The sequence below is a fragment of the Flagellimonas alginilytica genome (assembly GCF_042134605.1).
GTDB classification, from domain to species: domain Bacteria; phylum Bacteroidota; class Bacteroidia; order Flavobacteriales; family Flavobacteriaceae; genus Flagellimonas; species Flagellimonas alginolytica.
This window is the reverse complement of sequence record NZ_CP169638.1, coordinates 917,602-939,843: the sequence shown is the minus strand read 5'-3', so window position 1 is coordinate 939,843 and position 22,242 is coordinate 917,602. Positions and strand designations below refer to the sequence as shown.

Annotated in this window: 20 protein-coding genes, 1 tRNA gene and 1 pseudogene; 16 read left to right on the top strand and 6 right to left on the bottom strand. The window is 38.0% G+C overall.

The genetic code is table 11. The annotated features are described in order from the left end of the window. Nucleotides 1–17: 17 nt before the first annotated feature. Both ABTP35_RS04210 and ABTP35_RS04205 read right to left on the bottom strand, forming a co-directional pair. Nucleotides 18–497: a helix-turn-helix domain-containing protein gene (locus ABTP35_RS04210; protein WP_293293657.1), complete on the bottom strand. Its 480-nt coding sequence runs from the start codon at nucleotides 495–497 to the stop codon at nucleotides 18–20. Between the two features lie 74 nt (nucleotides 498–571). Further along, nucleotides 572–2,089, bottom strand: coding sequence for a helix-turn-helix domain-containing protein (locus ABTP35_RS04205; protein ID WP_293293659.1), 1,518 nt, complete (start codon nucleotides 2,087–2,089; stop codon nucleotides 572–574). Between the two features lie 392 nt (nucleotides 2,090–2,481). Here ABTP35_RS04205 and ABTP35_RS04200 point away from each other — a divergent pair, with 392 nt between their 5' ends. The 6 genes and pseudogenes from ABTP35_RS04200 to ABTP35_RS04175 all read left to right on the top strand — a co-directional run bounded on the left by ABTP35_RS04200 (nucleotide 2,482) and on the right by ABTP35_RS04175 (nucleotide 7,894). After that, nucleotides 2,482–3,816, top strand: coding sequence for a tyrosine-type recombinase/integrase (locus tag ABTP35_RS04200; RefSeq protein WP_252080641.1), 1,335 nt, complete (start codon nucleotides 2,482–2,484; stop codon nucleotides 3,814–3,816). Nucleotides 3,817–4,632: 816 nt separating this feature from the next. Beyond that, nucleotides 4,633–5,241, top strand: a pseudogene (locus tag ABTP35_RS04195) (recombinase family protein). Nucleotides 5,242–5,328: 87 nt separating this feature from the next. Continuing rightward, nucleotides 5,329–5,916: a Crp/Fnr family transcriptional regulator gene (locus tag ABTP35_RS04190; protein WP_252080640.1), complete on the top strand. Its 588-nt coding sequence runs from the start codon at nucleotides 5,329–5,331 to the stop codon at nucleotides 5,914–5,916. 99 nt (nucleotides 5,917–6,015) lie between these two features. Then, nucleotides 6,016–6,684, top strand: coding sequence for a peroxiredoxin-like family protein (locus ABTP35_RS04185; protein ID WP_252080639.1), 669 nt, complete (start codon nucleotides 6,016–6,018; stop codon nucleotides 6,682–6,684). Continuing rightward, nucleotides 6,681–7,055, top strand: coding sequence for a hypothetical protein (locus tag ABTP35_RS04180; RefSeq protein WP_252080638.1), 375 nt, complete (start codon nucleotides 6,681–6,683; stop codon nucleotides 7,053–7,055). The genes ABTP35_RS04185 and ABTP35_RS04180 overlap by 4 nt, the downstream gene beginning before the upstream one ends. Nucleotides 7,056–7,060: 5 nt before the next feature. Continuing rightward, nucleotides 7,061–7,894 carry an oxidoreductase gene (locus ABTP35_RS04175; RefSeq protein ID WP_252080637.1) on the top strand — a complete coding sequence of 278 codons (834 nt, stop codon included), beginning with the start codon at nucleotides 7,061–7,063 and terminating at the stop codon, nucleotides 7,892–7,894. Nucleotides 7,895–8,302: 408 nt separating this feature from the next. Here ABTP35_RS04175 and ABTP35_RS04170 read toward each other — a convergent pair whose 3' ends face one another. Beyond that, nucleotides 8,303–8,668, bottom strand: coding sequence for a DoxX family protein (locus ABTP35_RS04170; RefSeq protein ID WP_252080636.1), 366 nt, complete (start codon nucleotides 8,666–8,668; stop codon nucleotides 8,303–8,305). A 316-nt stretch (nucleotides 8,669–8,984) separates the two neighbouring features. Between ABTP35_RS04170 and ABTP35_RS04165 the strand changes: the two genes are divergently transcribed. The 7 genes from ABTP35_RS04165 (at nucleotide 8,985) to ABTP35_RS04135 (ending at nucleotide 15,049) form a co-directional block, all read left to right on the top strand. Next, nucleotides 8,985–9,560, top strand: coding sequence for a hypothetical protein (locus ABTP35_RS04165; protein ID WP_252080635.1), 576 nt, complete (start codon nucleotides 8,985–8,987; stop codon nucleotides 9,558–9,560). Between the two features lie 11 nt (nucleotides 9,561–9,571). Next, a complete protein-coding gene (locus ABTP35_RS04160; protein WP_252080634.1) occupies nucleotides 9,572–10,906 on the top strand; it encodes a hypothetical protein in 1,335 nt (444 codons plus the stop codon). Nucleotides 10,907–10,912: 6 nt separating this feature from the next. Next, on the top strand, nucleotides 10,913–11,812 hold the full coding sequence (locus tag ABTP35_RS04155; protein ID WP_252080633.1) for an AraC family transcriptional regulator: 900 nt from the start codon (nucleotides 10,913–10,915) through the stop codon (nucleotides 11,810–11,812). 371 nt (nucleotides 11,813–12,183) lie between these two features. Next, nucleotides 12,184–12,741 (top strand): N-acetyltransferase, encoded by a 558-nt coding sequence (locus ABTP35_RS04150; protein WP_252080632.1) that lies wholly within the window; start codon nucleotides 12,184–12,186, stop codon nucleotides 12,739–12,741. A 161-nt stretch (nucleotides 12,742–12,902) separates the two neighbouring features. Next, nucleotides 12,903–13,415, top strand: a complete 513-nt coding sequence (locus ABTP35_RS04145; RefSeq protein WP_252080631.1) for an SMI1/KNR4 family protein — start codon at nucleotides 12,903–12,905, stop codon at nucleotides 13,413–13,415. Between the two features lie 391 nt (nucleotides 13,416–13,806). After that, nucleotides 13,807–14,679: an esterase family protein gene (locus ABTP35_RS04140; protein WP_252080630.1), complete on the top strand. Its 873-nt coding sequence runs from the start codon at nucleotides 13,807–13,809 to the stop codon at nucleotides 14,677–14,679. Between the two features lie 133 nt (nucleotides 14,680–14,812). Then, on the top strand, nucleotides 14,813–15,049 hold the full coding sequence (locus ABTP35_RS04135; RefSeq protein WP_252080629.1) for a hypothetical protein: 237 nt from the start codon (nucleotides 14,813–14,815) through the stop codon (nucleotides 15,047–15,049). Between the two features lie 502 nt (nucleotides 15,050–15,551). On the opposite strand, the gene ABTP35_RS04130 is transcribed toward ABTP35_RS04135, so the two are convergent. After that, nucleotides 15,552–15,624 (bottom strand) — tRNA-Met (locus ABTP35_RS04130). A gap of 113 nt (nucleotides 15,625–15,737) precedes the next feature. Between ABTP35_RS04130 and ABTP35_RS04125 the strand changes: the two genes are divergently transcribed. Both ABTP35_RS04125 and era read left to right on the top strand, forming a co-directional pair. After that, nucleotides 15,738–17,102: an amino acid carrier protein gene (locus tag ABTP35_RS04125; protein WP_293293675.1), complete on the top strand. Its 1,365-nt coding sequence runs from the start codon at nucleotides 15,738–15,740 to the stop codon at nucleotides 17,100–17,102. Next, the gene (gene era / locus ABTP35_RS04120) at nucleotides 17,092–17,973 is read left to right on the top strand and encodes a GTPase Era (protein ID WP_293299150.1); all 882 of its coding nucleotides are present in this window, start codon (nucleotides 17,092–17,094) and stop codon (nucleotides 17,971–17,973) included. Before ABTP35_RS04125 ends, era begins: the two co-directional genes overlap by 11 nt. Here the strand turns inward: era and ABTP35_RS04115 are convergent. Next, complete coding sequence (locus tag ABTP35_RS04115) at nucleotides 17,970–18,485, bottom strand: GTP-binding protein (protein ID WP_293293677.1); 516 nt, start codon at nucleotides 18,483–18,485, stop codon at nucleotides 17,970–17,972. The genes era and ABTP35_RS04115 overlap by 4 nt on opposite strands. A gap of 76 nt (nucleotides 18,486–18,561) precedes the next feature. Here ABTP35_RS04115 and der point away from each other — a divergent pair, with 76 nt between their 5' ends. Next, on the top strand, nucleotides 18,562–19,863 hold the full coding sequence (gene der, locus ABTP35_RS04110; protein WP_293293679.1) for a ribosome biogenesis GTPase Der: 1,302 nt from the start codon (nucleotides 18,562–18,564) through the stop codon (nucleotides 19,861–19,863). Here der and pbpC read toward each other — a convergent pair whose 3' ends face one another. Next, nucleotides 19,864–22,236 carry a penicillin-binding protein 1C gene (gene pbpC, locus ABTP35_RS04105; RefSeq protein WP_293293681.1) on the bottom strand — a complete coding sequence of 791 codons (2,373 nt, stop codon included), beginning with the start codon at nucleotides 22,234–22,236 and terminating at the stop codon, nucleotides 19,864–19,866. Nucleotides 22,237–22,242: the final 6 nt, after the last annotated feature.

Below are 22,242 nucleotides of genomic sequence, written 5' to 3'. Positions count from 1 at the left end.
GTAATGTTGGTAGTTAGTTAGGCCATTTGAATTTTGGTCTGTACAAAATCTGCATTGGTCAATGCCCTGTAATCGTTGGGACAGTGTCCCGTAATTTTCTTGAAGGCATTGTAGAAGCTGTTCTTACTGTTAAAACCTACTTCGTACATAACTGCTTTTACACTTAAGTTTGGATCCGTTACCAAAAGTTGCTTAGCCTCGTTGATCCTATATTCATTTAAAAATGAATAAAAGTTTTTTGCAAGGTAGGTGTTGATCACTTGGGATACTTTATACCGGTTTTCTTGGATGTGCTCGGATAGTTCGTCGAGTCCCATGGTATTGTTCCTGTAGATCTTTTCTACCTCAAAGGCACTTTGGATTTTTTCCCTAATGGTAAGGGCTTCCTCATGAGTGAGTCCGGATTTCTTGTACTTTTCATGACTGTTCAATGGGCTCGGGCTCCGGTGTTCCTGCCCAATGTACTTAAAAACGAGTTGCTTTAGTAGTCGTTTCATAGGATTGATGATTTTTGATTGATGACTACTAGTTACCGATAAAATGCTAGTAAATCGGTGTTCCCGATAAGAGTTTACTGTTGTTTTATGAGAAGGAGGTACTCACTAGGGGTAAGCTGTGTATCTTTTTTAAAAGCTTTGTTGAAAGACACTTTATTGTTGTACCCAACTTCGTAAGCAACATCAATAATGTTGAGTTCCGTTTTCTCTTCCAATAATTCTTTTGCTTCTTGGATTCGGTGAGAATTTACAAACTCGCGAAAGCTCATATTAAAATGTTCGTTGATGAGTTGGGAGGTATTGTGCCTGGTGGTATCCAATTTTTCGGCCACCATATCCAGATTGATATCGTTTTGGCGATATATTTTTTCTTTCTGAAAGAGATCTTTTAAGTTGGTCTTTAATTCTTGGGAGAGGCTATCGGTTAAACCCGACTTCACATATTTGGGAAACAATCGGTTGGTGTAGGAGTATAGCCCACTAAAAACGTCGGGTTGTACATTGGCCGCATATCCTACATATAAAACCATGGTGGACATTAAAATTATAGGTGCGTGGAAAAATGCTCCACTCTTTATTCCTGTAGAAATATAGATACCATAAATAATATAGGCCAATACATATCCTACATGGATCAGATAGATGTTTTTTTGCCAGATACGGGTCTTCTTGTTCAAATCCGTTTTGCTCTCTTTTAGCAAAGAATGGACAAAGTAGGCATATACGCCTAAAGAGATTGCTTTAAGGGTTACCAACAAAACCAGTTTAGTGGAATCGCCAGGGTTTAATCCGTCCTCCAGTCTTTGGAGCATTTGTATCACTTTTTCTGAACCTGAAAATGCATATACGGTGAATGTAAGGTAGATGGTTAACACCACCGTAGGTAACAAATGCCAGTAATCTTTTTTGTTGAGGTCCGTTGATTTTGATACTCTTTTAAAATAGAGGAAAAGGAGTGGACCATATAAGAAGGAAGACCATGTGGACATTAGGTATGTGTGCGGGAACTCAAAAACATAATTGGTTTGGTTTGCGCATATGTTTAGGATGAACAAGGAATGTATAAAAACAAAAAGTGCGATCAGGCCCCTGGCCTGAAGGTCAATTTTTTTGTTGATCAATAGAACAAAGGTCACATAAAACCCGATTAGGGAAACAAAAAAGTAGAATATGGACCACACCGTGAGCTTTGGGAGTACCGTTCCGGATAGTTTTACAAATTCGGTCTCATCTCGGATGCCGTCAAAATCTTCGTGTAAGAGGAACGCAGGGTGAAAATCTATCTCGAAATAATCGTAGATGTAAGAAATAGATTCTTGAGGGTGGTCCAATGCCGCCTCGCTCAGGGCAAGTTTTTTAAGAACATGGATTTTCTGTTCTTTATCAGGAAGTTCTAGATTCTTTTTGTATATCGGTACAGCATCCTCAAACCGGTGAATATTAAAATAATAGTCCGCCCAATCCAGCGAATCCTTAAAAGTTTCTGCTGTCGGTACGGGTATTCCGGCATAGCTGTCCAAGGCTTTGCCGTGGGCAAACATCACATTTGCACATAGAATAATGAGGACAATATATTTTGTTGATTGTCTCATTTTTGATTGATGATGAATTAGATATTAACAATTTATGAAAATAAGGCGTTAAAAACGTTAACAAACTATTAAAGTAGGTAAGCCCCGATAAAAGTTTACTATCCTAAAGGCAATGGAAGCATCAATAAAAAAGGGTATAAAAAAAGCCGAGAAAATTTTCTCGGCTTTTTTCTAGTAGCGGGGACTGGACTCGAACCAGCGACCTTCGGGTTATGAGCTTCATAATTTATACATCAATAAATATTTAAATAATTGAAAATTAATTAATTATATTTTTTTAAATGTTAAATAATACCGAATAATTCCATTTAAAATCAATTTATTCTGTACCTATTCTGTACCCCTTTTTTTGTTTAAAGTTGTACATTTATTAAGGATTAAAGAGGATAGTTATGGCCAGTATTAAGATTGTTCGGCGGAAAAATAAGGAAAGAAAGGACGGTTCAGCACCACTTGCATTGCGAGTAAGCGATAATTACAGAACAAGTTATCGGTTTTTGGGCCAGTATATTCTTGAAAAAGATTGGGATAAAACTGCTTCTACGGTCAAAAGGTCACATCCCAATTATAAAAAGTTGAACAACTTTCTTATGAAAAAGTTGATAGAGGCCAATGATATTTATTTTGATTTGAAGAAAGAAAGCCTAACTCCAAAACAAGCCCTGCAAAAGTTGAAAGGAGTGGAAGGGGAAAAACCTTTTTTTGTGCTAGCTGCTGAACGTATAAAGGATAAATACGATAGGGGAACCATTTCTGTTGCCAAGGCTGAAATGTCAATTCTTTTCAATATCGATGAATTTTTAAACCTTAAACGTTCCTTGAAGAAAGATGAAATCATTGAGGGTATCAAAAGACGGAGAAAAAAACGCATAAGTGATGGACGCAAATCGGAAACCGACTTTTATGATTCGGTACTTTATTTCAAAAACAAACCGTTACTTAGATTTCAAGATATCAATGAACGTTTTCTTGAAAGGTTCAAGAATTTTTGTACTATTTATTTAGGGCATAAAGAACGAACCATAACCAATCAACTTATCTTCATCCGTACTTTGTTCAACGTGGCTATAAGAGACGACATAGTTCCATCTAAATATTACCCCTTTGCTGGTGACAAGGAAAAAATAAGGATTGGCTCAGGTCATAAAATCGGTCTTACGATCAAAGAAGTTGAAAGCATCGAACAATTGGAATTAGAACCAGGAACTTCTATTTGGCACACCCGAAATGTATGGTTAATGTCTTTTTATTTTGCCGGAATACGTATTTCAGATGTTGTGCAGATTAAATGGAGTGATTTCAAAGATAATCGCTTGTTCTATGTAATGAACAAGAACTCTAAACCGGTAAGTTTAAAAATCCCATATAAAGCGCAGGCCATTTTGAATTTATATACGAATGACAAAGAATTGAATAATGGCTATGTGTTTCCCTTTCTAAAGGATGTCAATCCCAAAGACACCAAAGCGGTTTTTGTAAAAACAAGAAATGCTACAAAGCTTTTCAATAAATACCTTCGAAGAATCGCTAGACTTTGCGAAATAGACAAACCCCTTTCAAATCATATTGCACGTCACACTTTTGGGAATATTGCCGGAGACAAGATTCATCCCTTAATGCTTCAAAAACTCTATCGCCACAGCGATTTAAAAACTACTTTGAACTATCAAGCGAATTTTATCCATAAGGAAGCTGATGAGGCATTGGATAGTGTAATAAATTTTTAATTTTCAAATTCAAGTCGAATCACTTTGTAGTTTTAAAAATCATTTGGTCTAAAAGAATTATTCATAACCGTACATCATATATTTTGTTACAAGTCCTTACCTTCAACTTTTGCGCTTGGTTCCTATCGGTTTTTTGCCCTGTTCGGAAAGACAAGTTCAGTTAACTGCTCTAAGGAAACAACAACCACTTAGTTAATTGATACTCTATACACCAAAGAAAGGTATTTGGGTTTTCACGCTCGCGTGAAAAAACGAATAGCAAGAGGGTGATGCGCAAATTGCGCCATCACGGTTGTTTTCGGGTCTTCAACAAGTTGAAAACCAGTCAATTGAACAAATTTTGAAATCCTGCACAAAATCAGGGGCTACAGTAGACTTTTCCGAAATCTACAGTAAATCCTTTGGCAGGCCCAGTAAACACTGGAAATTTTTGACGAAAAAATTGGCGCAAATTCACTAAAAAACAAAATCGCACCTATGGAAAAGCAATCTAAAGCTTAAAATAACGGAATGGAGATTGGAACGATATAAAATTGAGGCAACAGACCATTGGATCACTTCGAATGATGAGAAGAGTATACCGGATTAATAGATAAAATTGCCTCGCTCAGTAAGGTTAGTTTGGCAAGATTTGGGGCTTGCAGCACTCCACTGCGTTGCGTTCGCCATTATATCGATTTCTGATTTATGAGAGGTTTTTTTAACCACCGTTTTATTGAACTTTCAGTGCAAAACGAGTCCGCTGGTTTGTTAAAGTTCATTTCACCGTACTAAATAAATAGTTTACATTCTACCGTTTATTTAAACTTTCAGGTTATGGTTTTTGGATATGCGCGGGTGAGTGCCATGGAACAAAGGTTGGATCTTCAGTTGGATGCACTGCTCAAAGAAGGGATTCCACAAAAGAACATTTACACGGATAAAGTATCGAGTACCAGGGAAGAACGAAAGAGTTTAAGCAAGCTTTTGAGATATGTTAGAGAGGGTGATACAATCGTTGTATGAAAATTGGACAGACTGGCCAGAAGCCTGATTCATTTTACCAAGCTTATTACAAAGTTAAAGGGAAAGGGAGTTCGTTTCAGGAGTATCACAGAACCTTTCATAGATACTACGGAGAAGTCTTCACATTCGGAATTCATCATCAACATATTTGCAGCCTTGGCACAATTGGGAAGGGATATCATCATAGAACGGACCAAAGCTGGCTTGGAATCAGCAAGAAGAAGAGGGAAGATTTTGGGAGCTCCAAAGGGGTTAAGTAAGAAAAATCAACAAAAAGCTGTACTTTGTGAGGAGTATTTCAATGACGGCGTGTTGACCGTCACCGAAATATGTGAACGATTGAGCATTTCCAAGGCCACTTATTACAAGTATTTAAGGCATAGGGGGCTTTCGGGAAAGTTGGGATCATATAGAAGATAATCAAATACATCGATTTAATTCCATTTTTGATGTATATAGATGTATTTTGTGTTTATATAAACAAGTTGTGGCACATTTGAAAAAACATTGAAACAATACGAAGGCATATTAGAAAACATTGGTAAACACGTTACTCTTACCAAAGAGGAAACGGAAAAATTTATTGGCATAATCCGAACTACGAAAGTCAAAAAACGACAGTTTATTGACCAACCGAATTACGTTTGTCAATACCGAAACTACGTTGTGAAAGGAGCATTTCGTTCTTATATTATAGATGACGAAGGCAAAGAACACACCGTTCAAATTGCACTTGAGGATTGGTTTGTAAGTGATTTTTACAGCTACATAACACAGACACCCGCAACCCTTTTTGTAGAAGCTTTAGAAGATTCAACCATACTTCAAATGACCTATGACGATATAGAAGGACTTTGCAAAGAAATCCACGCCTTGAGCGAATATTTTAGAATTACAACGGAGAGAGCATTTGCTTTTTCAAGAAAGCGTGCATTATCCAATTTGAGCTTAACAGCAGAAGAACGCTACTTGGAATTACTCAATCGCTATCCAAATATGATTAAGCGTGTACCGCAAAAAGTGATCGCTTCATATTTAGGCTTTACACCCGAATTTCTTTCTAAGATAAGGAGAGACCTCGCTTCAAAATCTTAATCTACTTCAAGACTATTTCCTAATCCAGTTCATTTTTGAAGCTGGCACATTGCCACACCTTTGTAGTGTCGATTTTGACTTCACAAAAAACAAATTAAAATGAACACAGAAAAAAAATCCTATCAAGAAAACTTAAAAGACTTGCGAGATAATTTAGGAAATATGCTTCCAAAAGAGGCACTCGCAATATTTGACAACGATGCAGAAAGTCTTCAAGTAAACCACAATTCCATTCTGAAATTGCAAGAGGGCGAGAAAGCACCCGATTTTTCTCTTACAAATGCCAAAGACAAAACCGTAAGACTTTCAGAGTTGCTAAAAAAAGAAAAAGTCGTCCTTACCTTCTACAGAGGCTCGTGGTGTCCTTACTGCAATTTGCAATTATCACATTATCAAAAGTCGTTGGACGAGATTCACGATTTAGGAGCAGAATTAGTTGCAATATCGTCACAAACGCCAGATGAATCTCTAAACGTAAAAGAAAAAAATGAACTCAACTTTGAGGTTTTGAGCGACAATGGTAATATGGTGGCAAGACAATATACAACCGTATTCAAAAATGCCGATGCACCAGTAAATACCATGACTGAACTCGGGTTTGATTTTGACGCTCACTATTCGGACGATTCAAGAGAATTGCCAATACCTGCGGTATTCGTCATCGAAAAGGATTCAACCGTTTCTTTCGCAAAATCATTAGGTGGCGATTACAGAAACCGTGTTGAGGCTTCTGAAATAATTAACCATTTAAAAAATGTGTCAAAATGAAAAACTCAATTCAAAACATCTCAAATTGGCTGCTGGCAGTTTTAATGGTCGTTTTTGGACTTAACAAGTTTCTTGGTTTTATTCCTGTAGAACCACCAACTGACCCTACTGCTCAGCAATTTATAGGAACAATGTTTTCAACATACCTATTTGTAGTTGTTGCCATTGCCGAAATTATTGGTGGAATTTTATTAGCTATCCAAAAAACAAAAATTGTGGGTTGGTTAATACTACTTCCTGTAATTTTCAATATAGCTGCTTTTCACGTTGCACATGACTTTGTTGGCAACGGCATTTGGTTGCTACCGACCATACTATTTTTGATAGCAAGCTATTTCCAAAAAGAAAAATTATACTCACTTATAAATTAAGAGTTATGAAAAGCAAGATTTGGTTAATCACAGGTATATCGAGCGGTTTGGGTAAAGCACTTGCCAAATCCGTAATTGAAAAAGGCGACTTCGTCATCGGCACGTTTCGCAAGCAATCCCAAGTTGACGAATTCAACGAGAAATATTCCAATAGAGCGTTTTCAGTACTTTTAGACATTATCGATGAACAAAGTATCGAAAGAAATGTAGAAAAATTAATCTCGAAATTCGAAAGAATTGACGTTTTGGTCAATAATGCTGGTGTTGGATTTGTAGGTGCAATTGAAGAAACGTCAATGGGAGAAGCCCGAAAGGTTTTTGAAGCAAATTTTTTCGGAACGTTGAAATTGACACAGACAATTCTTTCGCATATGCGAAATGAGAAAAACGGACACATAATACAGATTTCGTCACATGGTGGAATTAAGGCGTTTGCAGGTTTCGGAATTTACAACGCGAGTAAATTTGCATTGGAAGGTTTTAGCGAAGCTTTGTCACAAGAAGTGGAGCCCCTTGGAATAAAGGTTTTGATAGTTGAACCAGGACCATTCAGAACAAATTTTGCTGGAAACAGACTTGGAGAAGCCGAAAAAGTAATTGATGATTATTCGAATACGGCAGGAGCGTTTAGAACCAAACTGAAAGGAGTTGATGGAAAACAAGAAGGACATCCTGTAAAAGCGTCAAAAGCAATTATTGACTTGGTTTATTCTGAAAACCCCACACTTAGGTTACCTCTTGGAAAGGTTCCACTTATGACAATCGGAATGAAATTGGACAGCGTTAAATCGGATTTAGAAAATAACCGAGAAATTGCTGAACAAGCTGTGTACGAATAAAAACGTGCCACAACAACGTGTATAAGCAATAGCGTTACTAAAGTTCAACTAAACGATAACAAGATAGTAGATGGAGAATGTGATATTCTCATGCTTGACATTATTTTTAAACTGAATGACTAGAAAGTTTATCAGAATTGTACTTTTTACTCTTGGAATATTATCCATCAGTTATGGGATATAAAACTTCTTTTGACTAAAAAGGATTGAAGAACTATCAAGTGAACCTGGTTTAGGTGGGTTAGCTGTTTGGGCAATTTCTTGGATATTTACAATTCTTGAATTGTAAATATCCAACTCAAAATATTTTCAAAAACGCAATATTGGTTATCTATCAAAACTAACCTGAATATTATCAAATAAATAAAACTATTCTTGAATTTAATGCCCTTGCTTACGTTGATTGTTTTAGTTTTTCTTTATAAAAACTTTTCGGTCAGTATACCAAGAAACAGCAATAAAAAGGAATGCCAGAATTGCCATCAAGTAAGCACCGTCTTTAGCTAAAATATGTGCTGCCATTGCCAAGAGGACGTCATAAAAGAAGCCAGCATATGCCAATTCTTTTAAAAATATAGGTCTACGAATAAGAATAATGGCAACACCCAATACCTTGGCAATAGCTAAAGGATAAATTAGCCAACTTGGAAAGCCCAAATGGTCAAAGAATAGGCTAACTTGCTTAAAGTTTAATAAATACATGCCCGCACTATATAAAAAGATAAGGCACATCAATCCAGTAGAAATCCAATAAACTATTTTTGTTGTATTCATAGATTTAATTTTTGATTTAGTACAAACTAACCTTAAAAGCTTGCGTAGTTAAATTTTAAATAAAACTAGTTAATAGTTCTTCCATTCTTTTTACCCTATTACTGTGTAGAATTTTTCAAATAATCAGTTAGCTAAAATTAGTTCCTAGATTCCTTAAGTAAACATTGATTCAATTTAATGTAGGGACAAGAAATTGGTAATCCTTTTTTGAGTACATCACTTTTATGGAATTAGTATACAAACATCCGTGTTTTGTATACAGTTTACTTATTCATGAGTACGAATTTTGGTTTATTAATTATTCAAATCAAATCGCATGAAAAAAATAATAGCATTAACTATTTCCTTTATGTTTTTACTGTTAAATAATAAAATCCATTCCCAAGATGGAACAGGTGGATTATCCATAGAGTCATCAATTCCTTATTGGTTGAGCGATGGTTACTCAATCGGCGCATCATACTTTAAACCAAATAGCCATTTCAGTTTTGGTTCTAGTGTAGAGGGACTTACCTATACCAATGAAAATTTAAAAGAAACTGTTTTCAAAAATGGAGAAAACTTGGAACAGGTTCGGCTACGTTACTTAATCCGCACAGAGGTACGATATTATTTGAATATGGACAAAGAAGGTTTCTATGGTGGTGTTCGAATTGGATATGAAGAATGGACAATTAAATTCAATGGTTTCGAAGCGTCCGTTGATGATTCATTTATGTCACCAATTGTAGGTTATTGTTGGTATCCATGGGGCAAGAAGGGTTTGATGATTCATCCATACCTAGGGGCAATATTTATACTCGGGGAAGGTGAAGCAATCTTGGCGGATGAAACTTTTAAACTGAATTCGGTACTGCCTAATCCAGGAATAATAATTGGTTGGAGAATCTAAATCTTTTTTAAATGAAAAAAATCACGAAAATAACTATTACAGGCATCTTTATTTCAGTAGCATTTGGTTTTATTTGGCACATAGGATACAGCCAAAATATTATTCAGGACCAAGAAATGCAATCTTCATTTATGGGAAGTATTCTTGCAACATCCGATGCGGATATGTTGGCCACTGCTTATGCGGATGGTATATTGAATAAAGTAAATGGAATTGAAGATTCTTTAAGTTTGGTGAAGGTGGTAAATGGAAAACCGATAATGGTAAGTCAAAAATCAGTATCTAACTCCGTTATTTCTTGGCCATCAATCATTGCTTGGAATTCAAATGTCAAGTTAGCTTATATTGCCGAAACGCGAGGTATTTTTGAAAAACCTGAACAGGTGGTAGATGATGTTTGGAAAGATTTGCCCCAAGGAAGAAAAGTATCAGTTGTAGATTATAACGATCCTAATCATCCTAATTTGGTTCAATCGATTGATGTGGGTGAGAATATTCAAGGAGTGTCCATCAACGCAAGCTCGGATTTATTGGTGTCGGGTACCACGGAACCTGGCAAAGAAATTATGATTGCAACTCTGGTACAAGGTAAAATAACGTCACGTTTTTATTTTTCAAACCCTGATATTTTAAGAAAAAAAGATAACAATTCAGGAATTAGGACTATTGAATTTCATCCAACCAAAAACATTATCGCGGTAAATCTTAACAATACCCATCTAGTTTTCTATCGGATAAATAAAAAAGACTCTTTAATTAATATTGAACAAATCGGTGAGTCCATGGAGGTTGCAAAAAGGTGGAGTGTCGGAAATTGGCATCCATCAGGAAACTTTTTTATATTGACAGACGTGGCCTGGGGCAATGGTACAATGGGTGCAATTTTTAACGGAAAAGGAAAATTGATTTCAATAAACTTCAACTCAAATGGTAATCACAAAATTGTATCAACCACTAAAGTAGGCCTAAGCCCTGAAGGGTTTGACATTAGCCGAGATGGGAAGTACGCTGTGGTTGCAAATATGCGTAGAACTTATGGACCTAAGAAAATGTGGTTTGTACCGGCCCGTAAAAATGCATCTTTGTCCTTGGTGAAAATCGACAAGGATTCAGGGGTTTTGACCACTTTGGGCAAAGAATACCTCTTTGAAGGTGCCTTGCCAGAAGATGCAATTTTTGATTTGGAGAGCAATTCTATTGCTGTTGCTGTTTATCAAAAACAAGATGAGGAGTTCCCTAAGCAAGGTTGGATTGACTTTTGGGAATTGAAAAATGACCAACTAGTGAAAACTGGTTGCCGAATTCATTTGACAAGAGGGGTGCATAATTTATTGCTGATCGAATAAAATAACATGGACAAAGTTGTCAATATAAAAAGCATTTTTGAACTACAACGTATGGGAGGTATGAAACCATTGAACCACCCTTTGATTATGGTTGTTCGTTTGGAAGAAATACCGAAATTACCAGATAAATATCCGACTTCCATGAGTTATGATTTCTATTCCATAGGGTTAAAACGGAATTTGAATGGTTATGTGAAATATGGAAGAGAAAAGTATGATTTTCAAGAGGGGGTTATGGGCTTTTCTGCTCCAGGGCAATTAATTTCCTATGATAGGGATGTTACCTTTGGATCCTCTGGTTGGATTCTTTTTTTCCATCGGGAAATTCTATTTGGACACCCCTTGTCAGAGTTGATTGATAATTACGGCTTTTTTGATTACGATGTCAACGAGGCACTTCATCTTTCCAAAAGTGAAGAAATGCTTCTGGAACAAATTTTTGAAAATATTTACTCGGAATATAATAAGCAGTTCGATACTTACAGTAAGTCGGTTGTATTAAGTAACATAGAACTATTGCTTACCTATGCTAACCGTTTTTATGGTAGACAATTTATAACAAGAAATGACGCAAGCTCTGGTTTAATTTATCGTTTTCAGAGTGAGGTTAAAAATAGGTTTGAAAGGAAATATTTAATAGATTCAGGACTTCCTACCGTAGCTTCTTTGGCTGAAGCTTTACATGTCTCACCCAACTATTTGAGTGATGCACTTAAAACCCTGACCGGTAAAAGTACACAAGAGCATATACACTTTCAGCTTATTCAAAAAGCCAAACAAAACCTTTTGGCCACTAACAAATCTATTTCCGAAATTGCCTTTGAACTTGGATTTGAATACCCCCAATATTTTAGCCGACTATTTAAGGAGAAAACAGGTATAACTCCCACTGATTACAGAAAATAAAAAAACTTAGAAGTAGTTATTTAATTGCTTTAAGTGAAAAGTGCAATCGATTGATTCATTGTTTTCTAGTCCATTTAAATTAAATACTGCTGACCTATGTTATCAGCAATATCATTTAAAACCTGCAATTATTGATAAAGCAATGTAATTAAAACAAATCTTGACGACCTTATTAAGGTAAGAATCAGTTTAACATGTGACTTGTTGGTTTTGACTGTGAATAAAGGGTATGACTCATTTAAAACTTAGTTTTCGCACATTATTCCAATCTTGGAATTTTTGGCCTGCACCTCAATAGGTACCATACCATTGTTTTTGACATCGGCCAAAGAAAAGACATTAAATTTTTGAGTATCAAATAGAAAAATAACATGACGATTAGAAGAGCTAGGAAGGAAGATTCAAAAGTGATTACGAATATTTTATTGCTTGCAATGGATACCATAATTTATAAATTCATTGGGGAGGACTCAATGGACAAGGCAAGTTGTTTTCTGGTAGGTTTGGTTCGAAAAGAGGCAAATCAATATTCATATGAGAATTGTTGGGTTGCAGTTTCCGGTGAGGAGATAGTAGGCGTCGTCAATGTTTATAAAGGCGCCGATTTTCTTAGGTTGAGAACACCTGTGTTATATGAAATAAATAAATGGTCCCAAAATGGTTTTACTCCTGAAATTGAGACGGAAAAAGGTGAACTGTACATTGATAGTTTAGGTGTAATCCCTAAATTTCAAGGAAAGGGCATAGGTTCAAATCTGCTAAAATATTTAATCACTGAATATGCAATTAAAGATAAGAAAACGTTAGGTTTACTGGTGGATTTAGATAATACTGGTGCCAGTAAATTGTATCAGCGATTAGGGTTTGTAAAAGTTGGAGAAAAGCTATTGTGCGGAAAAAAAATGGAGCATCTTCAACTTAAATGTTAGTCAAATCAAAATAGATGTTTTAAATATCAATGAGCTATCAAATTAATTATGGATTTTCCATAGATAAACAAGAATATGAGTTATTATCTAATCAGGTAATTGAATGGTGGTTGGACAACAATTAAAGTTCAAATAAACGATATCCATAAAAGGCTCAACCTATGAAAAGCTTACTATCTCAAATATCGGATACGGCATTAAAGTTAAAGGATATTGAGTTCACAATAAGTCAAGTGGATAATCAATGGCTGGGTAATGAGCCATCTAGTGAGTCGGGAATTTCGGAGGTGGAAAAAAGGCTTAATGTTGAATTTCCGAGTGATTACAAAGATTTCTTATTAATCTCGAATGGGTTTGCAGCGCCAAATGATGTTGAACCAACTTTTCTGCCGATAGAAAGAGTTGATTATTTAAAAAATATCGATAACGAACTAATTGAAATTTGGACTAGGGATGGTATATCAGAAACTGGAGAAGAATTAAAGAGGAGCATCCTGATTGGAGGAATTGATGAAGAACAATATTTTCTAATCATTCCGCCCGATTCTAAGAATCAAAAATGGAGGTATTGGAAGTTTGCAAGTTGGATTCCTGGCGAAGAGGAATATAAAAGTCTGTACAATTATTTTGAAGACGTCTCAGATTTTCTGAATCAACAAATGGTAACGAATTAGTAATTTGATGTATTCAACAATATCAAAGTTTAAATAAACGATTTAAACTAATCTGCTAATGTATCATCAGAGAATTGAAATCAAACTGAATAATATCGTTGGTCCTAGAAAAACTCAGATTTTCAATTGATGTATATTTTAGAGTTTATCATTTTGGAACTTTTAATGGTCTACTGGATTTATAGAACAGTCAAGTATCGAAAACCAACTAAAAATAGCCCATATAGTTATCGGATTTTTGTCGGAAATATCGGTGTAGCAATACTTATGATATTTACTTTAATTTGGTTCGTGTCTAATAAGAAATCCTTTTTTGTGGAACTATGGGATTCGATAACAAAATGAAAACCGAATTGAGCTCAGTGAATAATAACCAAAGTTCAAAAAAACGATGAAAGAGTATAAATTGATACTTCTTGTTTCTTTACTTTCTATTTTCAGGTTAGCCAGTGCAACATTACCTGATTTTGAGACTATTAGTCATAAGTCTTCCGACACATTAATTCTGAAAACGGGCGTTTACACACATGCTTCTTTCAAAAGTGAAAGTAGGGGAAATGTGGATTTCAATGTATATCTACCTCCAACTTGGTCCAAAGATAGTTCAACAGAATATCCATTAATTATATTACTTCATGGTCAAAATGGAAGTGAATATTCCTTTGTTGATGCCCTGCCTGCGGACAGTCTAAACCATTGGGTCAAAACTGGAGCCATACCAGAAATGGTTGTGATTGCTTTAAGAGGAGGAGAAAACACCCGTGATATGCAATGGTACAGCGATGAAAATGTAAATATGATCACAAGCGAAGCAGAAGATGAATTAAGGAAATATTGCAATGAAAAATTCAATAGCACAATGGACAGCTCTAAAATCTCGATAATTGGTCATTCTAGAGGGGTTGCAGGTGCACTTAATTTTGCTGTAAACTATCCCAATAAGTTTTCTTCGATTGTATCCCTTTCCTATGTGAGTGATTATACAATTGAAGGTTTAAAAGAATCGGTTACCAAAAATCGTGAAAGCATTATAAATAGTAGTATCGGGATTCAGATGTACATTGGCAATGAAGATCGATTTGTTCTTGAAGCAGATAGAAGAGGAAGTTGGATAATTAATTCATATTTAAAGGAAAATGGTATTATAAACAAGCTAATAACAATAGAAGACACTTCTCATGATTTATCAGAACTATTCGAGTATCCAAATGGTTTAAATTATTTTGCTTTCTGCTCCAAAATGTGGAAAAAAGTAAAGGAATAAAATATATGAGAAATAATAGCTCCTTAAGGCAGTCTGAATAATTAATAGTTCAAAAAAACGATTCACAAAAAGCTTTTATCTGCTGTGTAGCACGATTTTTGTAACTTTATATCAAAGTGATATTCCAATGAACATGTCAGAATCAAAATCCACAAAAAAAGAACTGGTAGGTTGGATAGAGTCCCTAAAGGATGATACGATTTTAGGGCTTTTGAACTCGGTAAAACTTTCAAGTGAGGGAAAGTCAGGTGACTGGTGGGATGAACTTACAGAAAGTGACAGGGTAAATATTCTTTCAGGAATACGGGACTTTGAGCAGGGTCTGGCGATGAGCTCAAAAGATTTTTGGAACGGCTTGGCCAATGGTTAAACAGTATGAGGTCAAATGGACCGAAAGGTCGTTATCCAACGCATTGGAGATTAAAGCATATCTAAAAAAAGGTTCAGCGGAAAGGAAATAGTAAGATTTGAGGAACTTTTGAGGCAATTTGAGAATACTGTATCCAATTTTCCAACGCTTTATCCGGAATCACAAAAACAGAAATCGTTAAGACGAGCTGTCGTCCATAAAAACACTACCGTCTATTATATTTTCAAAGAAGATAAGGTCACGATCATTGCTATGAAAGATAATAGACAGCTCAAACCGAGTCGCTAAAGTTCAAGTAAACTGTGATTTCCTTTAGATAGAACTGCATTTTTTCCAATTTTACCAAGGTTATTGTCTTTGATTTCTTGTTCCCTAATTCATAATCCACCAAAAAACACCAATTTTTTTGTGCCAAAATAAAAAAGTTTGGATTCTGTACCTATTCTGTACCCATGGTAAAAAAGAAAGGCCCCCGATTTCTCGGAGGCCTTGCCTGCTCTAGTAGCGGGGACTGGACTCGAACCAGCGACCTTCGGGTTATGAGCCCGACGAGCTACCTACTGCTCTACCCCGCGATGTGGACGGCAAATATACAACCGTTTTTCTGTCTTTTCCAAACTAAAATTAATATTCCTGTATTCAATAGGGGCAATCCGTTCAAAATCCATAAATTGGACATTTTTACTTTATGGACGCAATCAACGATTTTATCGCATCACTTTTGCCATACACCGAGTGGCCCATGTTAATATTGCTAATAGGTGGCGGATTGTTTTTGGCCTTTTACTCAAAGTTTGTACCCTTTCGGCATTTTGGCCACGCCATTGCTGTAGTATCCGGCAAATACGACGACAAGAATGCCAAGGGAGATGTAAGTTCGTTCCAAGCGTTATCGGCAGCAGTTGCAGCAACTGTGGGGCTCGGAAATATTTCCGGGGTGGCCATTGCTATACACGATGGAGGTCCGGGTGTGGTTTTTTGGATATGGATGACGGCCCTTTTGGGAATGGGCATAAAATATTATTCCGGAAGTTTGGCCATAATGTACCGCGGAACCGATTCGGATGGGCATATGCAAGGAGGCCCCATGTTTTACATAACCAAAGGGATGGGCAAATGGGCAAGGCCCATGGCCATTTTTTTTAGTATTTGTGGATTGTTCGGCTTTTTGGGCGTATTTACCGCCAATCAGTTCACCGAAGCTTTTATGGGCGTGGTGGAGCCGCACGAAACCATTTGGGCAACTAGTGAGTACAATTGGAAGTTGGGTATAGGATTCTTTTTGGCAATTGTTACATCCATCGTAATATTTGGGGGACTGAGCAAAATAGCCAAAGTAGCATCGGCCATTGTACCATTTATGGTAGGAGTATATCTTTTGGCGGTAATTTTTGTAATGGCCAGTAATGCAGGAGAAGTTTGGCCCGCCCTAAGAATGATTTTGGTGGAGGCCTGGAATTTCGATACCATGGTCACAGGTGGCTTTTGGGGATTGGTGATCGTTGGGGTGCGAAGAGCCATGTTCTCCAACGAGGCAGGTTTGGGTAGTGCGCCTATGTACCACGGACAATCCAGAAACAACGAGCCCACCAAAGAAGGATTGGTTGCCATGTTGGGTCCCTTTATCGATACAATTTTAGTATGTACCTTTACCGCGGTGGTAATTATCTTGAGCGGAGCCTACCTTGAGGATGGCAGTGGTATTGTAATGACCATGTCCGCTTTCGAAACAACACTATATGGTATAGGTGATGTATTGTTGATGGTCATTGTGTCCGCATTCGCATTGTCGACCCTATTTACCTATTCGTACTACGGAGTTAAAAGTCTTTCATTTTTGACGAACGCCAAGATTGGAAAATGGTACAATGTATTTTTTGTGGTAATGATCGTTTTTGCTTCGATTGCATCGTTGACCTTGGTAAAAAATCTGATCGATCTCTCGTATGCACTAATGGTAATACCCAACATGATTGCAGTACTTTATCTTGCACCAAGGGTAAATGCAGCATCCAAACAATATTTTGAAAAAAGAAAAAAAGGTGGGGCATAAGTCTGGATTTGTAAATATTATCGGTAACCCCAACGTGGGTAAATCAACATTGATGAATGCCTTTGTAGGTGAAAAATTATCAATAATTACCTCAAAGGCGCAGACCACACGGCACCGTATTTTGGGAATTGTGAACGGTGATGATTTTCAGATGATTTTGTCCGACACGCCCGGTATCATCAAACCCGCCTACGAGCTGCAAACGTCTATGATGGACTTTGTAAAATCCGCTTTTGAGGACGCAGATGTATTGCTCTACATGGTTGAAATAGGGGAAAAGGCCCTTAAAGATGAGTCCTTCTTTAAAAAAATACAGAACAGTAAAATACCAGTGTTATTGCTCCTCAATAAAATTGATACATCTGACCAGCAAAAGTTGGAAGACCAAATGCAATACTGGCAAGAGCAGCTGCCCAATGCCGAAATACATCCTATCTCCGCTTTGGAAAATTTTAATGTGACCGAAGTTTTTAACCGTATTTTGGACTTATTGCCCGAAGCACCTCCATACTATCCAAAAGATCAGATTACGGACAAACCGGAACGTTTTTTTGTTAATGAGACCATCCGTGAAAAAATCCTACTGCACTATAAAAAGGAGATACCGTATTCTGTAGAAGTAGAAACTGAAGAGTTTTTGGAGGACGAAGACATTATCCGTATCCGTTCAGTGATCATGGTGGAGAGGGATACCCAAAAAGGTATTATTATAGGTCATAAGGGGAGTGCCATCAAAAAAGTAGGTGTAGAGGCCCGAAAAGACCTCGAAAAATTCTTTGCCAAACAAGTGCACATCGAACTATATGTAAAGGTGAACAAAAACTGGCGAAGCAACTCCCAACAACTTAGGCGCTTTGGTTACAACGGTTAATCCTCGTTGCTGATTCGCTCAAAAGGAGCAATAGCATCCCTTACAAACTGTTTTAGTTGTTCCATTTGTCCTCTTCCCTTGGATTTTCCCAAGCGGCCAAAAGCATAGAGCGCGAACCAAATCACGACCAAAAAGCACATGCCCACCAACCATAGGGTAATATCTTTTCCTAAAGAATAGTTGGAATAGGCAAAAATTCCCATAATTATAAAAAGGGTTCCGACCCCAAAATGTAGGAACATAAAAAAAGTCCATAACGTAGGATTGGGCCCGAACACGCCCCGTATGTTGCTCACTCCTTTTTCAAAAGAAGAAAGCTCCAAATGTAGTTGGGGGGTCCAAAAGGTGGTCTCCGGTTTTTTAAACTTGATAAAAATATGCTCATCAAGCCTTTTAATGTCAAAAGATGAATTATTTATCCCATCAAAAACCTGCTCCAGCTGCTCTAATTCGGTGCGTAGGGACAGGCGAAAACGGGGCCGTAAGACAATCTCGTTGGTAAGGTCGCTCATAATCATTTGAAAATGATCAAAAAAGGTATCATTTTTTCTTCATAATAAATGGTATTTTTGCCAAAAATTAAACCTGATGGGAGCTATCGTAGCCATTGTAGGAAGACCCAATGTTGGGAAGTCCACCTTTTTTAACCGACTAATTCAACGCCGTGAAGCAATTGTGGATGCTGTTTCCGGTGTTACACGCGACCGTCATTATGGGAAAAGTGATTGGAACGGCAAAGAATTTTCTTTGATCGACACCGGAGGTTATGTGGTGGGCAGCGACGATATTTTTGAAAAAGAGATCGATAAACAGGTAGAACTGGCCATTGATGAAGCTGATGCCATTATTTTTATGGTAGATGTGGAATCGGGGGTAACAGGAATGGACGAGGATGTGGCCAAACTGCTTCGCCGGGTGGATAAGCCTACCTTTTTGGCCGTAAACAAAGTGGACAATACCCAACGTATCGCCGATGCCGTGGAATTTTATTCCTTGGGATTGGGTGAGTATTACACACTTTCAAGTATTAATGGGAGCGGTACAGGTGAATTGCTGGATGCCCTTGTGGAGGTTCTTCCAGATGATGTGGAAGAAGAAAGCGAACTGCCCCGATTTGCGGTCGTAGGTAGACCAAATGCCGGGAAATCATCCTTTATCAATGCACTGATAGGCGAGGATAGGTACATCGTTACCGATATTGCAGGGACCACCCGCGATAGTATCGATACCAAATATAATCGTTTTGGCTTTGAGTTCAATTTGGTGGACACGGCAGGTATCCGTAGAAAATCCAAAGTAAAGGAAGACTTGGAGTTCTATTCCGTAATGCGATCCGTTCGTGCCATTGAACACTGCGATGTATGTATTTTAATGCTCGATGCCACCCGGGGTTTCGACGGACAGGTACAGAATATATTTTGGCTCGCGCAGCGCAATAATAAGGGAATCGTGATTTTGGTGAACAAATGGGATTTGGTGGAAAAAGAGACCAATTCGGTAAAGGAGTACACTAACAAAATAAAAGAGGTAATCTCTCCATTCGAAGATGTGCCGATTCTCTTTGTATCCGTATTGAACAAACAACGAATATTTAAGGCAATCGAGACTGCTGTAGAGGTGTTTAATAATCGTTCCAAAAAAATACCTACTCGTAAATTGAACGATATCATGTTGCCCATCATTGAAAAAACACCTCCGCCATCCACTAAAGGGAAGTATGTAAAAATCAAGTTTTGCACCCAATTGCCCACACCGTACCCGCAATTTGCATTTTTCTGCAACTTGCCGCAGTATGTGAAGGATCCCTATAAACGGTTTTTGGAGAATAAAATCAGGCAGAATTTTGATTTTACCGGCGTTCCGATGACCATTTTTATGCGGAAGAAATAACTATTCGCCCGAAGCGGAACGTACTTTCACTTGCTGCCGAATCCGATTTCCTTGATTGTCAACGGCCGTCAACATATATTCCCCAGCATCGATGGGTAAAACAAGTTCGTGGAAATTTTCGGTCTTGCCAATGAACAATTCATCCAAATACCAATAAATGATGGCATTGGATTGTTGATGGGCCAGTTTGAGAATGATTTCCATTCTTTTTTCGCCTAAATCCTTTGGTAATAGCACAGCTTCATAAGGTTTGGGGTAGATAAATTCCATCAAATTGTTTTCCAATGCAGAACAACCTTCCATGTAAGGAGGCAAAGGCTTGTAGTTTGGATTCGAAGAAGCATAATAATATTCCAAAATGGGAGGTAGCACCAACCAATTTTTAGCTACCATGTCTTCTAACGGGTAGCACTCGGAGTTAACTCTAAAATATTCCGACTTATCTAAAAACACCTGCTGATGATAGGGGCAGGGGCGACTTCGTGTACCGTGGGTAGGCACCCATTCTTTTTTGATGTCATCGCAATACACCGAAGCACGAAAGCCACTTTGGGCACATACCTCTATCTCCACAAGATCATCTAAAGGTTTTTGAAACCAACTACTTTGTGGTAGTGCGGCCAATACATCAAATAGTATGGGTGCAGCTGCTGTGATTCCGGTTAGCCCAGGTCTTCCCTCCCCATCGGCATTGCCCGCCCAAACCCCGATGGCATATTTTGGGGTGACACCAACGGCCCATGCATCCTTAAAACCAAAACTTGTTCCAGTTTTCCAAGCAACGGGTTGAGAGGAATCGAAAAACTGCCAATTTTCGTCACCCTCGGGCCGATTGACCTCATACATTGATTGGAAAGTGCTGAAAATAGATCCTGCGCCAAAAACCAGGGGGTCAAATTGTTCTTTGCCAAAATCCATTGTTTCATGATGTAAATAAGTAGCTTCGGTAAATTCCCGACTCCTGTACGTGCTGGAATGTGTCAAAAAATAATTCAGGCTGGAGGCCATGGAGGCATAGGTGGAGGTTACTTCCCAAAGGGAGCTTTCCGCACCCCCGAGAATCAAGGACAGCCCATAATGGGAAGAAGGCCTATCCAAGGATTCCATATTCATCTTATGGAGCTTATTGTAAAATTTTTGAAGCCCATATTCCCGTAACAACCGAACAGCCGGTACATTTAAAGAGCGTGATAACGCTTTGCTCGCAGGCACCGCACCTGCATGTTTTAAATCAAAATTCTGCGGATGGTACCCATTGATTACGGTCGGGACATCTTCCACAAGCGTATGGGGCAACAATTGGCCCTCATCCAAAAGCGAAGCGAATAAAAAGGGCTTCAACGTACTGCCGGTACTTCTTTTCTTGGTGATGATGTCCACATAATTGGAGTGCTTTTCCCCGGATGGTGAATTTCCCACATATCCGATTACTTTGCGGGTCTCCACATCGAGCACCAAAATGGCCAGATTATGTATTTCGTTGCTTTGCAACTGCCTGTAATGTTTTTCGGCCATAGTATTCAGTTGTTGCTGTAAGGGTCTGTATAAAGATGTGGTGATTCGTTGGCCTGGATGTTCGAGTCGGATGCGCTCGGTAAGGTGGGGCGCTATATTGGGCAAGGGGAAAGGCTTTTGTGGCAAGGGTTCCGCTACGGCCAATTGGTACGTGGTTTTATCGATGATTTTCTTATCCCATAGCTTCTTTAATAAACGATTTCGCTTGTCCAAAAAAGCCTGTTCGTTTTTTCCTGGAAAGATGAGGGCAGGGGCATTGGGCAAAACCGCTAAAGCAGCTGATTGACCCCAACTTAATTCATGTGCAGGAATTCCAAAATACCGCCAAGCCGCTGTCTCCAATCCTACTACATTGCCTCCATATGGAGTATGAGATGCGTAGAGTTCCAAAATTTCTTCCTTAGAGTGGCGTAATTCTAACCGTGTGGCCATAAATACCTCGATGAGCTTTTCCCAATAGGTCCTACTTTGGTTTTTTCTGCTCAATCGGATAACCTGTTGTGTAATTGTGCTGCCTCCCCGCCGTGTTTCTTTGGTGAGATTATGTCCAATGGCTTTTAAAATAGATATAGGATTGAAACCGGGATGCTGATAAAAGTATTCATCCTCAAATAGCAAAACACTTTGTTTAAAGCGTTCCGGGATAGAATCAATTTGTGGGAAGCGCCATTGGCCATCCTCCGCGATGCGTGCTCCGATAAGGAAACCATCGGAACTGTCCACAACGGTTGAGGTCGGGTCTTTGAAGAGGGTTTTGGGCAGACAAAACAACCATAAAACCAAAATGATGCCCAGAAGACTGGGCTTGATTTTATGGTCGACTAGGATTCTTTTTACTGGTGCTAAAAATTCACTCATGCAAGG

Excerpts from the sequence above, each read along its gene's own strand:
- ABTP35_RS04210 (WP_293293657.1), bottom strand. The coding sequence starts at position 497 with ATGAAACGACTACTAAAGCAACTCGTTTTTAAGTACATTGGGCAGGAA.
- ABTP35_RS04205 (WP_293293659.1), bottom strand. The coding sequence starts at position 2,089 with ATGAGACAATCAACAAAATATATTGTCCTCATTATTCTATGTGCAAAT.
- ABTP35_RS04200 (WP_252080641.1), top strand. The coding sequence starts at position 2,482 with ATGGCCAGTATTAAGATTGTTCGGCGGAAAAATAAGGAAAGAAAGGAC.
- ABTP35_RS04185 (WP_252080639.1), top strand. The coding sequence starts at position 6,016 with ATGAACACAGAAAAAAAATCCTATCAAGAAAACTTAAAAGACTTGCGA.
- ABTP35_RS04180 (WP_252080638.1), top strand. The coding sequence starts at position 6,681 with ATGAAAAACTCAATTCAAAACATCTCAAATTGGCTGCTGGCAGTTTTA.
- ABTP35_RS04175 (WP_252080637.1), top strand. The coding sequence starts at position 7,061 with ATGAAAAGCAAGATTTGGTTAATCACAGGTATATCGAGCGGTTTGGGT.
- ABTP35_RS04170 (WP_252080636.1), bottom strand. The coding sequence starts at position 8,668 with ATGAATACAACAAAAATAGTTTATTGGATTTCTACTGGATTGATGTGC.
- ABTP35_RS04165 (WP_252080635.1), top strand. The coding sequence starts at position 8,985 with ATGAAAAAAATAATAGCATTAACTATTTCCTTTATGTTTTTACTGTTA.
- ABTP35_RS04160 (WP_252080634.1), top strand. The coding sequence starts at position 9,572 with ATGAAAAAAATCACGAAAATAACTATTACAGGCATCTTTATTTCAGTA.
- ABTP35_RS04155 (WP_252080633.1), top strand. The coding sequence starts at position 10,913 with ATGGACAAAGTTGTCAATATAAAAAGCATTTTTGAACTACAACGTATG.
- ABTP35_RS04150 (WP_252080632.1), top strand. The coding sequence starts at position 12,184 with ATGACGATTAGAAGAGCTAGGAAGGAAGATTCAAAAGTGATTACGAAT.
- ABTP35_RS04145 (WP_252080631.1), top strand. The coding sequence starts at position 12,903 with ATGAAAAGCTTACTATCTCAAATATCGGATACGGCATTAAAGTTAAAG.
- ABTP35_RS04140 (WP_252080630.1), top strand. The coding sequence starts at position 13,807 with ATGAAAGAGTATAAATTGATACTTCTTGTTTCTTTACTTTCTATTTTC.
- ABTP35_RS04135 (WP_252080629.1), top strand. The coding sequence starts at position 14,813 with ATGTCAGAATCAAAATCCACAAAAAAAGAACTGGTAGGTTGGATAGAG.
- ABTP35_RS04125 (WP_293293675.1), top strand. The coding sequence starts at position 15,738 with ATGGACGCAATCAACGATTTTATCGCATCACTTTTGCCATACACCGAG.
- ABTP35_RS04115 (WP_293293677.1), bottom strand. The coding sequence starts at position 18,485 with ATGAGCGACCTTACCAACGAGATTGTCTTACGGCCCCGTTTTCGCCTG.
- der (WP_293293679.1), top strand. The coding sequence starts at position 18,562 with ATGGGAGCTATCGTAGCCATTGTAGGAAGACCCAATGTTGGGAAGTCC.
- pbpC (WP_293293681.1), bottom strand. The coding sequence starts at position 22,236 with ATGAGTGAATTTTTAGCACCAGTAAAAAGAATCCTAGTCGACCATAAA.